We start from the raw sequence: 12,291 nt of genomic DNA on the forward strand, positions 1-12,291 counted from the left end.
TTGATCACCCGGCCATTTTGACTGACTTCGAAATGCACATGGGAGCCGGTCGAGCGGCCGGTGCTGCCAACCTTGGCGATAACCTGGCCGCGCTGCACCAGATCGCCAACCTGCACCAGGTTGCTCTGGTTATGCGCGTACAGGGTGACGTAGCCGTCGGCATGGCTGATTTCCACGGTATTGCCATAACCGGAACGCCGGCTCGAAGCGGTCACCACGCCGGCGGCCACCGCGACCACGTCACTGCCGGCCTTGGCGGCGAAATCCACCCCCTTGTGCACGCGCAAACGCCCGTTCAGGGGGTCGGTACGTCGACCGAACGGCGAGGAGATATAGCCCTGCAAGACCGGCCGCCCCGCGAGGTATTCGGCCTCATTGAGCTGGCGGTCGGCGAGCAGTTGCTCCAGCACCTCGAGTTGCTGTTCGCGGCTGTCCAAACGCAGGGCCAATTCATCCAGCGTCGCGATGAAGGATGGCGGCGCATAAGCCGGGCCACCGAACAGTTCGTCCGGGCCACCCTGGCCGACATTCAGGGAAAAATCGAATTCGCTGGAGTCCAGATCGGCCAGCTCGGTCAGGCGTTCGCCCAGCGCATCCAGGCGAGTCAAGCGCGCCTGCAGCTCGGCAACATGGGCGGCGAAGGCATCCAGTTGGCGCTGTGCATCGACCCGCACCGCCCCCACTTCCGCCCGCTGGCGATCCAGCGCCGCGGTCAACTGCGCACTGCCTGGCGCGTGTTCCACGTGTGGCACGACCCATGCCCCTACCGCGACGCCACTGCCAAGCGCCGCCGCCACCAGCATGACCAGCGCCAGCAGCAGCCAGCGTAAATCCAGGCTCAGCGAGCGCGCGGCGCCGTGACTCCGGTTGAGTAGAATAATGTGCATGGCTTCCCCTTTAAGGCGGAGCCCAAGTCGGCAGCAGAGATTCTGCTACCATGGCGGCCCCACAATTTCAGGCGTCCTGCCATGACGTTTCGTCCTTTGCCGGCTAAAGCACCCGCCGCGCTAATGCGCGAAGCGAAGCCCTTGAAAGCGCTGTTCAACCAGGCGCAACGCATCGATCGCCTGCAGCACTTGCTGGAAAGCCAGCTGCAACCCGCGGCCCGCGAACACTGCCATGTAGCGTCCTGGCGCGAGGGTTGCCTGCTTCTTATAGTCACCGATGGCCACTGGGCCACCCGCTTGCGTTATCAACAACGGCGCCTGCTCAGGCAGTTGCAGACACTCGAAGAGTTCGCGACCTTAACCAAGATCCTGTTCAAGGTGCAACCGCCAACTGCCGAAAGGCGTGCACCAGGTCGCACAATCAGCCTCTCCAGCAGCGCTGCCGAGAACATCCAGGCAACCGCCGACGGCATCACCGACCCCAAGCTGCGCGCCGCCCTGGAGCGACTGGCCAAACACGGCCAGCCCGACGAATAGCGTCACACCCGGCCAGACCAAGACACCGGTTTTCGGCTGTTGCGCAAAAACAAAAGCCACCCGAGGGTGGCTTCAAAAGCAAGGGAAAGAGAGGTGTTGCTTACACCGCCGCAGCCGGGCGCATATACGAGATAGGCGCGCTCTTGATGTCATCGAAGGTGACCACTTCCCAACTGTCCGTCTGCTCGATCAAGGCGCGCAGTAGACGATTGTTCAAGGCATGCCCCGACTTGAAGCCACGGAACTCACCGATCAGGCTATTGCCCAGCAGGTAGAGATCGCCGATGGCGTCGAGGATCTTGTGCTTGACGAATTCGTCCTCGTAACGCAGGCCGTCTTCGTTCAATACACGAAACTCATCCACCACGATGGCGTTATCCACGCTGCCGCCGAGCGCCAGGTTCTGCGAACGCAGGAACTCGATGTCACGCATGAAACCGAAGGTGCGCGCGCGGCTGACTTCCTTGACGAAAGAAGTACTGGAAAAATCCACGCTGGCCGACTGGGTGCGGTTGCGGAACACCGGATGATCGAAATCGATCTCGAAGCTCACCTTGAAACCTTCGAAGGGCACGAAAGTGGCGCGTTTATCGCCCTCTTCGACCGTTACTTCGCGAAGGATACGAATGAACTTCTTGTGGGCGTCCTGCTCCTGCAACCCAGCGGACTGGATCAGGAATACAAAGGGACCAGCACTGCCATCCATGATCGGTACTTCGGACGCGGAGAGCTCGACGTAGGCGTTATCGATGCCCAGGCCAGCCATGGCCGAAAGCAGGTGCTCTACCGTATCCACCTTGACGTCACCACTGACCAAAGTGGTCGACATGGTGGTTTCACCGACATTGCTCGCCCGCGCGGGAATTTCCACGACAGGGTCAAGGTCGGTGCGACGGAACACGATACCGGTGTCCACAGGTGCCGGCTTCAGGGTCAGGTATACCTTCTCCCCGGAATGCAGGCCGACGCCAGTGGCGCGGATAATGTTCTTCAGGGTACGTTGTCTGATCATGGCTTTGGCCGCTATAGCACTAGTTGCGAATTGTTTTCAACAATGGCCGGCGATAATAGCAGAACCGGCCTTTGCTGAACACCAATCGCCCCAATACTCCCGATACACTCCATCAATCGGCCTGACGGCGCAGGAAAGCCGGGATGTCCAGATAATCCAGGTCATCCTGCGGGTTCAGCTTGGCCGCTGCAGCCGCACCGCCGTGGCTTTGACGCTGAACGGTCGGGCGCTCGTAGTCCTTGTAATTGACGCTCTGCTCGCCACGCGAAGCCGGGGCCGCAGGCGCCGAAGCGGTACTGCCGGTGGAGACCTGCACGGTATTGTCGATCACCTTGACCGGCTTCTCGAGTTTCGCGCCCAGACCAGTGGCGACCACGGTGACGTGCAGCTCGTCGCGCATGTCCGGGTCGATCACGGTGCCGACCTTGACGGTGGCGTGCTCGGAAGCGAACTGCTCGATGATGTTACCCACATCGGAGTACTCGCCCAGGGACAGATCGGGACCGGCGGTGATATTGACCAGGATGCCACGCGCACCCTGCAGGTTGACGTCCTCCAGCAACGGATTGCGGATCGCCGCCTCGGTGGCTTCACGGGCGCGGTTCGGACCGCTGGCGCAGCCAGTGCCCATCATCGCCATGCCCATTTCGCTCATCACGGTTTTCACGTCGGCGAAGTCGACGTTGATCATGCCCGGACGCTTGATGATGTCGGAGATACCGCGCACGGCACCGGCCAGCACGTCGTCCGCCTTAGCGAAGGCCGACAGCAGGCTGGCGTCCTTGCCGAGGATGGTCAGCAGTTTTTCGTTGGGGATGGTGATCAGCGAATCGACGCTTTCGGCCAGGGCGCGAATGCCCTCTTCGGCGATCTGCATGCGCTTGCGCCCTTCAAACGGGAACGGACGGGTCACTACCGCGACAGTGAGAATGCCCATTTCCTTCGCCACCTGGGCGATCACCGGCGCAGCGCCGGTGCCGGTACCGCCACCCATACCGGTGGTGATGAAGACCATGTCGCAGCCTTGCAGCACTTCGGCGATGCGCTCGCGGTCTTCCATGGCGGCCTGACGACCGACATCCGGGTTGGCGCCGGCACCCAGGCCCTTGGTCACGCCGGTGCCCAGTTGCAGGATGGTGCGCGCACCGATGTTTTTCAGTGCCTGCGCGTCGGTGTTGGCGCAGATGAACTCGACGCCTTCGATGTTGTTCTTCGACATGTGGTTGACTGCGTTACCGCCGCCGCCGCCCACGCCAATTACCTTGATGACCGCGCTTTGCGGGATGTTGTCTACGAGCTCGAACATTTTCCCTCTCCTTTGCTTGCTAGGTGTAACGCCTACTGCATAAGCGGTTCTTCAAATCAGAAATTGCTTTGTACCCAGCGCTTCAAGCGCTCGAATACCGGTGCCCTGGCTTCATCGCCGTAGCTGCCGACGACCGACATCGAGATGCCGTCGGCCTGCTTCTGCAGGCCATACAGCAACAGGCCGACGCTGGTGGAATAAATCGGGTTGCGCACCACGTCGCCCAGACCCTTGACGCCTTGCGGCATGCCCAGGCGCACCGGCATGTGGAAGATCTCCTCGGCCAGCTCGACCGCGCCTTCCATCTTCGACGTGCCGCCGGTGAGCACGATGCCCGCCGGGATCAGGTCCTCGTAGCCGCTGCGCCGCAGTTCGGCCTGGATCAGGGTGAAGAGTTCGTCGTAGCGCGGCTCGACCACTTCGGCCAGGGACTGGCGCGACAGGTCGCGCGGCGGCCGGTCGCCAACGCTCGGCACCTTGATGGTTTCCCCGGCACCGGCCAGCTTGGCCAGGGCGCAGGCATAGCGAATCTTGATTTCCTCGGCGTACTGGGTCGGGGTGCGCAACGCCATGGCGATGTCGTTGGTGACCTGGTCGCCGGCAATCGGGATCACCGCGGTGTGGCGAATCGCGCCTTCGGTGAAGATGCAGATGTCGGTGGTACCGCCGCCGATGTCGACCAGGCACACGCCCAGTTCCTTCTCGTCGTCGGTCAACACCGCATAGGCCGAAGCCAGCTGTTCGAGGATGATGTCGTCGATCTCCAGGCCACAGCGGCGCACGCACTTCTCGACGTTCTGCGCCGCATTCACCGCGCAGGTCACCACATGCACCTTGGCTTCCAGGCGTACGCCGGACATGCCCAGGGGCTCGCGCACCCCTTCCTGGTTATCGATCACGTAATCCTGCGGCAGGGTGTGCAGTACCCGCTGATCCGCCGGGATCGCCACGGCCTGGGCGGCGTCGAGTACCCGCTCGAGGTCGGCCGGGCTAACTTCGCGGTCGCGGATGGCGACGATGCCGTGGCTGTTGAGGCTGCGGATATGATTGCCGGCCACGCCGACGAAGGCCGAATGGATGCGGCAGCCGGCCATCAGTTGCGCCTCCTCCACCGCGCGCTGAATCGACTGCACGGTCGATTCGATATTCACCACCACTCCCTTTTTCAGGCCGCGCGAGGGGTGGGTGCCGATACCGACGATTTCCAGTTGGCCGTCGGCGGTCACTTCACCGACCAGCGCCACCACCTTGGAGGTACCGATGTCGAGGCCGACGATCATCTTGCCGCTCTGCACGTTTACCATGGTTCTTGCCTTCTCCTGCTTCACTGCACGACAGCGGTATCAGCCGCCGTGGGCGCGACCGGCTCACGCCACGCCACGGCCAGGCCGTTGGCGTAACGCAGATCGATCCGCGCGATATTCGTTTGCTGCTCTTTCAGCGCCTTGTCGTAGATGGCGGTGAAGCGGCGCATTTTTTCCACCAGGTGGTCGCGTCCCAGCAGCAGCTCGATGCCCTGACCGGTGGACAGGAACCAGCTGCCGCGCTCGCGCAATTCCAGGCGCACCACGGAAAAACCCAGTGGGCGCAACATCTGGCTGAGCATCTGGTACTGCTGCATCACTTTCTGCTGCGCCCGCTTGGGGCCATACAGCTGTGGCAGATGCTGATAATTCGCCTGCTGCTTGGGCGCGAAGGCCTTGCCCTGGTTGTTCAACAGCGCCTCATCGCCCCAGCGGGCAATCGGCAGGTGCTCCTCGAGGCGCACCAGCAACTGGTCCGGCCAAATCCGGCGCACCTGCGCACTGGCGATCCAGGGCATCTGTTCCAGTTCATGGCGCAGACCCGGCAGGTCGACACTGAAGAAGCTCGCTTTGACGAACGGCGCCATATGCTCCTGAACAGCCTGCTGGCTGACGTAGCTGAGGTCGCCCTCGACGCTGATCTTGGCGATCGGCCGGTCCGCGTAGGGCAGCAGACGTTGCGCCAACTCGTAAGCGGCGAAACCCAACACCAGCAGCAACAGCGGCCAAGTGATGCGTTTGAGCAGACCGAGGTTCGGCTTGGGCAGGCGCAGGCTGATCGGCTCCCTGGCCACCAGACGGCTGGCACCACGCGGCACAGGCTTGCCGCGCAACGGCGCGCGAGCAGAACCTGGCTGGTGACGCAGCGTGGCGACCATGACTTAACCCCGTGCCTCTAAGCTATCGGCGAGGATCGCCAACACCAGTTGCTGGAAATCCAGACCGGCGGCACGCGCCGCCATCGGCACCAGGCTGTGATCGGTCATACCCGGTACGGTATTGACCTCCAGCAGCCAGAACTGGCCGGCACCGTCCTGCATCACATCGACCCGCGCCCAGCCCTGGGTGCCGACCGCTTCGCAGGCGCGCGCGCTGAGGCTTTTCAGCTCTTCTTCCTTGGCCACATCGAGGCCGCAGGGGATGCGGTACTGGGTGTCGCTGGCCAGGTACTTGGCGTCGTAGTCGTAGAACGAATGCGGGGTGCCCAGGGCAATCGGTGGCAGCACCTGGCCGCGCAACAGGGCGATGGTGTATTCCGGGCCGTGAATCCACTGCTCGACCAGCACCTGTGAATCGTACTGGCTGGCGTCCTGCCAGGCGGCGATCAAGGCGTCGACATCGGCCACCTTGGCCATGCCGATGCTCGAGCCTTCATGAGCCGGTTTGACGATCAGCGGGAAACCCAGCTCCGCCGCCGCCGCACGGCAGTCGTCGGCACTGGCCAATACCGCATGCCGTGGCGTCGACAGGCCGAGACTCTGCCAGACCTGCTTGGTGCGCAGCTTGTCCATGGCCAGGGCGGAAGCCAGAATGCCGCTGCCGGTGTAAGGGATGCCGGCGCACTCGAGCAGGCCCTGCATGCTGCCGTCTTCGCCGCCACGGCCGTGCAGCACGATAAAGGCGCGGTCGATTTTCTCGGCCAGCAGGCGCTGCAGGAAATCCTCGCCGACATCGATACCGAAGGCATCCACACCGGCGCCTTGCAGGGCGCTGAGCACGGCATTACCGGACTTCAGCGAGACCTCACGCTCGGCGCTCATGCCGCCGAACAGCACGGCCACCCGGCCGAACGCCGTGACTGGCAGCTGCGACTTCAAGGTTTCGGCGCTCATTTGGACTGCACCTCTTTCGACTCGCCGACAGTCGCGAACAACGTGCTGCGCAACAGCTGCGGGGCCAGGCCACCGATATCGCCGGCACCCTGACACAGCAGGATGTCGCCGGCGCGCAGCAGCGGTTTGATCAGCGGCGCCAGTTCGACGCCACGCTCGATGTAGATCGGATCCAGCTGGCCACGCTGACGAATGCTGTGGCACAGGTGCTTGCTGTCGGCACCGGGGATCGGCTCTTCGCCGGCCGGGTAGACCTCCATCAGCAGCAGCACATTGGTTTCCGCCAGCACCTGGACGAAATCCTCGTAGAGGTCGCGGGTCCGACTGAAACGGTGCGGCTGATAGACCATCACCAGGCGCCGTTCCGGCCAGCCACCGCGCACCGCCTTGATCACCGCCGCGACTTCGCGCGGGTGGTGACCATAGTCGTCGACCAGCATCACGCTACCGCCGGCTACCGGCAGTTCGCCGTAGACCTGAAAACGCCGACCGACACCCTGGAAGCCGGACAGGCCCTGGACGATGGCCTGATCGCTGATGCCTTCATCGGTGGCGATGGCGATGGTCGCCAGGGCATTGAGTACGTTGTGATTGCCTGGCATGTTGACCGAGACATCCAACGGCTCGCGGCCGGTACGCAACACAGTGAAGAAGGTCAGCATGCCCTGCTGGCGCACGTTGATCGCGCGCACGTCGGCATCTTCGCCGAAGCCGTAGGTCATGGTCGGACGTGCCACCTGCGGCAGGATCTCGCGCACGATGGGGTCGTCGACGCACATGACGGCCAGGCCGTAGAACGGCAGGTTATGCAGGAACTCGACGAAGGTTTTCTTCAACTTGTTGAAGTCACCCTCGTAGGTGCTCATGTGGTCCATGTCGATGTTGGTGACCACCGCGGCCATCGGCTGCAGATGCAGGAAGCTGGCATCGCTTTCATCCGCTTCGGCAATCAGGTAACGGCTGGTGCCCAACTGGGCATTGGTGCCCGCCGCATTCAGGCGCCCGCCGATGACGAAGGTCGGGTCCAGGCCGCCGGCGGCGAACACCGAGGCCAGCAGACTGGTGGTGGTGGTCTTGCCATGGGTGCCGGCCACGGCAATGCCATGCCGGTAACGCATCAGCTCGGCGAGCATTTCCGCACGCGGCACCACCGGCACGCGCCGCTCCAGGGCGGCGGCGACTTCCGGGTTGGCGGTATTCACGGCGCTGGAGACCACCAGCACATCGGCGCTCTCGGCATTCTCGGCGCGGTGGCCGATAAAGATCTGCGCACCGAACTGTTCCAGGCGCTCGGTGACCGCCGACGCCTTGAGGTCGGAGCCGGACACCTGATAGCCGAGGTTGAGCAGCACTTCGGCGATGCCGCACATGCCGGCGCCGCCGATGCCGACGAAATGGATGCGGCGGATACGGCGCATTTCCGGCTGCGCGATAGCTTTGCGACTCTCAACCACGGGCCACCTCCAGACAAATATCGACAACGCTGCGGGTGGCATCGGGCTTGGCCAGACGCCGCGCGGTACGCGCCATTTCTTGCAATCGTTCAGGGTGCATCAATACCTCGGACAGCTGCGCGGCCAGCGTGGCGGCGTCTGTGGAGCGTTGCGGCAGGAGGACGGCAGCGCCCCCCTCGGCCAGGTACTCGGCGTTACGCGTCTGGTGATCGTCGATGGCATGGGGCAGCGGCAACAGGAACGCCGGCAGACCGGCGGCGGCCAGCTCGCTGACGGTCAGGGCGCCGGCGCGGCACACCACCAGATCGGCCCAGGCGTAGGCCCGGGCCATGTCCTTGATAAAGGGCGCGACCTGCGCTTCGACGCCGGCAGCGCGGTAACGTTCGCCGGTAATCACGTCGTGCTGCTTGCCGGCCTGGTGGAACACGTGCGGGCGCAACTCGCCGGGCAGCAACGCCAGCGCCGCGGGCAACAGCTTGTTCAGCGGCTCGGCGCCCAGGCTGCCACCGAGGATCAGCAGGCGCGGCCGTCGATCGCGCAGCGAATCGCGCGGGGTTTCCAGGAACAGCTCCTCGCGCACCGGGTTGCCGGTGGTGCGGCGCTTGGCCGAGGCGCCGAAGGTATTCGGGAAGGCCTCGCACACACGGCTGGCGAACGGCACCAGGCTGCGATTGGCAGTACCGGCCACGGCGTTCTGCTCGTGGATGATCAGCGGCACACCACCCAGCCTGGCCGCCAGGCCACCGGGACCGGTGACGAAGCCGCCCATGCCGAGCACGCACACCGGCTGCAGCTCGCGCACCACCTTACGCGCCTGAAACAGTGCCTTGAGCAGCTGGAACGGAGCCTTGAGCAACGACAGCTTGCCCTTGCCGCGCAGACCAGTGACGTCGATCAGGTGCAGCGGCAGACCCGCGGCAGGCACCAGTTCGTTCTCGATGCCACGCGGCGTGCCCAGCCAATGCACGCGGTAGCCGCGCGCCTGGAACTCGCGGGCGCAGGCCAGCGCCGGGAACACGTGTCCGCCGGTACCGCCGGCCATGATCAGCACATTACCGGGCATTGGCAGGCTCCTGCGCGCTGTCGCCATCGAAAAAATCCGACTCCTGAAAATCGACATCCTCGCTGCCCAACTGGGTGCGCCGCTCCCATTCGATGCGCAGCAGCAGCGCCAGGCTGACGCAGCAGATCACCAGGGAGCTGCCGCCGTAGCTGAGGAACGGCAGGGTCAGGCCCTTGGTCGGCAGCAGGCCGACGTTGACCCCGATATTGATCAGGAACTGGCCGATCCACAGGAACGCCAGGCCATAGGCGACATAGGCGGCGAAAAACTGCTTGGCCTTCTCCGCCCACAGGCCGATGTACAGGGCGCGCACGCAGACGAAGGCGAACAGGCCGACGGTTATCAGCGCGCCCAGCATGCCCAGCTCCTCGGCGAGCACGGCAAACACGAAGTCGGTGTGCGCTTCCGGCAAATAGAACTGCTTCTGGATGCTGTTGCCCAGGCCGACGCCGAACCATTCGCCACGGCCGAAGGCGATCAGCGCCTGGGTCAGCTGGTAGCCCGAGCCGAACTGATCGGCCCAGGGGTCGGTGAAGGTGATCAGGCGTTGCAGGCGATATTCCTGGGTTTGCACCAGCACGAACAACGCGCCAACGGCCAGGGCGACCATCAGGCCGAAGCGCAGCAGGCCGACGCCGCCGAGGAACAGCATCGCCGCGGCGGCGCCCATCATCACCACGGTGGCGCCGAAGTCCGGCTCCAGCAGCAGCAAACCGGCCATCGGCAGCAGCACCACGAAAGGCTTGAAGAAGCCGGCCCAGCTTTCGCGCACTTCCGCCTGACGGCGCACCAGGTAGCCGGCCAGGTAGATCACCACGAACAGCTTGGCGATTTCCGACGGCTGCACATTGAAGGCGCCGAAGCCGATCCAACGCATCGAACCATTCACTTCCCGGCCGATACCCGGCACCAGTACCAGCACCAGCAAGGCGAAGGCGGCCAGCAGCAGCAGGCCGCTCAGGCGTTGCCAGAGTTGCAGCGGAATCAACAGCACCACGGCGGCGGCGACGAGGCCGATCACCAGGTAAATCAGGTGGCGGAGCATGTAGTACAGCGGGCTGCCCACATTCACCGCGGCAACCTCGGTCGAGGCCGACGCGATCATCACCAGCCCCAGGCCGAGCAGGGCCAGGCAGCCGGCCAGCAGCGGGAAGTCCAGGTCCAGGCCACGGCGGCCGAACAGCGGGGACGGGTATGGGCGCAGGAAGGCGAGCATCAGCTGAGCGCCTCCACCGCTTGGGCGAACAGGCGTCCGCGCTCTTCGAAATTCTTGAACATGTCCAGGCTGGCGCAGGCCGGCGACAGCAGCACGGCATCGCCCGGCCGGGCCAGTTCGGCGGCGCGCTGCACGGCTTCCTCGAGGCTCGCCACCCGGATCAGCGGCACGCCCTCACCGAGCGCAGCGGCCAAGCGCTCGGCATCGCGACCGAGCAACAGCACGGCACGGCAGTACTGCGCAACCGGCTTGGCCAGGGCGGAAAAATCGGCGCCCTTGCCGTCGCCACCGGCGAGCAACACCAGCTTGCCGGCGAGATCCGCGCCCAGGCCCTCGATGGCCGCCAGGGCGGCACCGACGTTGGTCGCCTTGGAATCGTCGTAGTAGCTCACGCCGTTACGTTCGCCGACCCACTGGCAACGGTGCGGCAGACCGGCGAAGCGCTTCAGCGCCTCCAGCATCGGCGCCATCGGCAGGCCGGCCGCATGGCCCAGAGCCAAGGCCGCCAGGGCGTTGGCCTGGTTGTGCGCACCGCGGATCTTCAGCTCGCGTACTGGCAGCAGCGCGTCGAACTGGTAAGCCAGACATTTCTCGCCGCCCTCCTCGAGCAGACCGAAACGCTTGAAGTCCGGCTTGCCCAGGCCGAACGACCAGCACGGCAGGTCGTCCGCCACCAGCGGCCGCGACAAGGCATCGTCGCGGTTCACCACCACCTGACGGGCGCCGCGGAAGATCCGGTGCTTGGCCAGGTGATAGGCCGCCAGCGAGGCGTAGCGATCCATATGGTCTTCGCTGATGTTCAGGCAGGTCGCCACTTCGGCGTTGAGCTGATCGGTGGTTTCCAGCTGGAAGCTGGACAGCTCCAGCACATACAGCTCGACCTCGTCGTCGAGCAAGTCCAGCGCCGGGGTGCCAAGATTGCCGCCGACCGCGACCTTCTTGCCGGCCGCTGCCGCCATCTCGCCGACCAGGGTGGTCACCGTGCTCTTGGCGTTGGAGCCGGTGATGGCGACGATCGGTGCCTTGGCATAGCGGGCAAACAGGTCGATGTCGCCAGACAGCTTGACGCCGCGCGCGGCTGCGGCCTGCAGCGCCGGGGTGGCGATGGCCAGGCCCGGGCTGACCAGCAACTCGCTGGCACGGCAGAGGAAGTCCACGTCCAGCTCGCCACAACGCACTTCCACCTGCGGGAACTGTTCAGCCAAGGTGGCCAGCTCCGGCGGGTTGGCACGGGTATCGACCACGGCAAAGGCCAGACCCTGGCGTGCGAGAAAACGCACCAGGGACATGCCGCTCTTGCCGAGGCCGACAACGATGCGGAATTGGTCGGAAGCGATCAGGCTCATGGTCTCCTCAACGCAATTTCAAGGTGGCAAGGCCGATCAACACCAGAATCACGGTGATGATCCAGAAACGGACGATGACGCGCGGCTCGGGCCAGCCTTTGAGTTCGAAGTGGTGATGAATCGGCGCCATGCGGAACACCCGCTTGCCGGTCAACTTGAACGAGGCGACCTGGATGATCACCGACAGGGTTTCCATGACGAACACCCCGCCCATGATGAACAGCACCACTTCCTGACGGACGATCACCGCGATGGTGCCCAGGGCCGCGCCCAGCGCCAGCGCGCCGACATCGCCCATGAACACCTGCGCCGGGTAGGTGTTGAACCAGAGAAA

Annotated in this window: 11 protein-coding genes and 1 pseudogene; 1 reads left to right on the forward strand and 11 read right to left on the reverse strand. The window is 64.4% G+C overall.

The genetic code is table 11. The annotated features are described in order from the left end of the window. Nucleotides 1-887, reverse strand: an 887-nt coding sequence (locus ABZE94_RS15510) for a M23 family metallopeptidase (protein ID WP_372876393.1), incomplete at its 3' end; no start/stop codon positions are given. Between the two features lie 81 nt (nucleotides 888-968). Between ABZE94_RS15510 and ABZE94_RS15515 the strand changes: the two genes are divergently transcribed. Then, entirely contained in the window at nucleotides 969-1,424 is a 456-nt protein-coding gene (locus tag ABZE94_RS15515) for a DciA family protein (protein WP_372876394.1), read from the forward strand. A 100-nt stretch (nucleotides 1,425-1,524) separates the two neighbouring features. Here the strand turns inward: ABZE94_RS15515 and lpxC are convergent, their stop codons facing one another. The 10 genes and pseudogenes from lpxC to ABZE94_RS15565 form a co-directional block, all read right to left on the reverse strand. Further along, nucleotides 1,525-2,436, reverse strand: a complete 912-nt coding sequence (gene lpxC / locus ABZE94_RS15520; RefSeq protein WP_372876395.1) for a UDP-3-O-acyl-N-acetylglucosamine deacetylase — start codon at nucleotides 2,434-2,436, stop codon at nucleotides 1,525-1,527. Between the two features lie 112 nt (nucleotides 2,437-2,548). Continuing rightward, nucleotides 2,549-3,742 (reverse strand): cell division protein FtsZ, encoded by a 1,194-nt coding sequence (gene ftsZ / locus ABZE94_RS15525; RefSeq protein WP_372876396.1) that lies wholly within the window; start codon nucleotides 3,740-3,742, stop codon nucleotides 2,549-2,551. Nucleotides 3,743-3,798: 56 nt separating this feature from the next. Further along, on the reverse strand, nucleotides 3,799-5,046 hold the full coding sequence (gene ftsA, locus ABZE94_RS15530) for a cell division protein FtsA (RefSeq protein WP_372876397.1): 1,248 nt from the start codon (nucleotides 5,044-5,046) through the stop codon (nucleotides 3,799-3,801). A 20-nt stretch (nucleotides 5,047-5,066) separates the two neighbouring features. After that, nucleotides 5,067-5,924, reverse strand: a complete 858-nt coding sequence (locus ABZE94_RS15535; RefSeq protein WP_372876398.1) for a cell division protein FtsQ/DivIB — start codon at nucleotides 5,922-5,924, stop codon at nucleotides 5,067-5,069. Nucleotides 5,925-5,927: 3 nt separating this feature from the next. Beyond that, nucleotides 5,928-6,878 (reverse strand): D-alanine--D-alanine ligase, encoded by a 951-nt coding sequence (locus ABZE94_RS15540; RefSeq protein WP_372876399.1) that lies wholly within the window; start codon nucleotides 6,876-6,878, stop codon nucleotides 5,928-5,930. Continuing rightward, entirely contained in the window at nucleotides 6,875-8,296 is a 1,422-nt protein-coding gene (murC, locus tag ABZE94_RS15545; RefSeq protein ID WP_372876403.1) for a UDP-N-acetylmuramate--L-alanine ligase, read from the reverse strand. Before murC ends, ABZE94_RS15540 begins: the two co-directional genes overlap by 4 nt. A 28-nt stretch (nucleotides 8,297-8,324) precedes the next feature. Beyond that, nucleotides 8,325-9,395, reverse strand: a complete 1,071-nt coding sequence (gene murG, locus ABZE94_RS15550; protein ID WP_372876400.1) for an undecaprenyldiphospho-muramoylpentapeptide beta-N-acetylglucosaminyltransferase — start codon at nucleotides 9,393-9,395, stop codon at nucleotides 8,325-8,327. Beyond that, nucleotides 9,385-10,611, reverse strand: a complete 1,227-nt coding sequence (gene ftsW, locus ABZE94_RS15555; protein WP_372876401.1) for a putative lipid II flippase FtsW — start codon at nucleotides 10,609-10,611, stop codon at nucleotides 9,385-9,387. The genes murG and ftsW overlap by 11 nt, the downstream gene beginning before the upstream one ends. Continuing rightward, on the reverse strand, nucleotides 10,611-11,957 hold the full coding sequence (gene murD / locus ABZE94_RS15560; RefSeq protein ID WP_372876402.1) for a UDP-N-acetylmuramoyl-L-alanine--D-glutamate ligase: 1,347 nt from the start codon (nucleotides 11,955-11,957) through the stop codon (nucleotides 10,611-10,613). The genes ftsW and murD overlap by 1 nt, the downstream gene beginning before the upstream one ends. 7 nt (nucleotides 11,958-11,964) lie before the next feature. Beyond that, nucleotides 11,965-12,291 (reverse strand): annotated as a pseudogene (locus ABZE94_RS15565) (phospho-N-acetylmuramoyl-pentapeptide-transferase); the annotation flags it as partial.

The sequence above is a fragment of the Pseudomonas sp. genome, from assembly GCF_041601375.1.
Classification (GTDB): domain Bacteria; phylum Pseudomonadota; class Gammaproteobacteria; order Pseudomonadales; family Pseudomonadaceae; genus Aquipseudomonas.

Coding starts and splice junctions, on each gene's coding strand:
- ABZE94_RS15515 (WP_372876394.1), top strand. CDS start 969: ATGACGTTTCGTCCTTTGCCGGCTAAAGCACCCGCCGCGCTAATGCGC.
- lpxC (WP_372876395.1), bottom strand. CDS start 2,436: ATGATCAGACAACGTACCCTGAAGAACATTATCCGCGCCACTGGCGTC.
- ftsZ (WP_372876396.1), bottom strand. CDS start 3,742: ATGTTCGAGCTCGTAGACAACATCCCGCAAAGCGCGGTCATCAAGGTA.
- ftsA (WP_372876397.1), bottom strand. CDS start 5,046: ATGGTAAACGTGCAGAGCGGCAAGATGATCGTCGGCCTCGACATCGGT.
- ABZE94_RS15535 (WP_372876398.1), bottom strand. CDS start 5,924: ATGGTCGCCACGCTGCGTCACCAGCCAGGTTCTGCTCGCGCGCCGTTG.
- ABZE94_RS15540 (WP_372876399.1), bottom strand. CDS start 6,878: ATGAGCGCCGAAACCTTGAAGTCGCAGCTGCCAGTCACGGCGTTCGGC.
- murC (WP_372876403.1), bottom strand. CDS start 8,296: ATGCGCCGTATCCGCCGCATCCATTTCGTCGGCATCGGCGGCGCCGGC.
- murG (WP_372876400.1), bottom strand. CDS start 9,395: ATGCCCGGTAATGTGCTGATCATGGCCGGCGGTACCGGCGGACACGTG.
- ftsW (WP_372876401.1), bottom strand. CDS start 10,611: ATGCTCGCCTTCCTGCGCCCATACCCGTCCCCGCTGTTCGGCCGCCGT.
- murD (WP_372876402.1), bottom strand. CDS start 11,957: ATGAGCCTGATCGCTTCCGACCAATTCCGCATCGTTGTCGGCCTCGGC.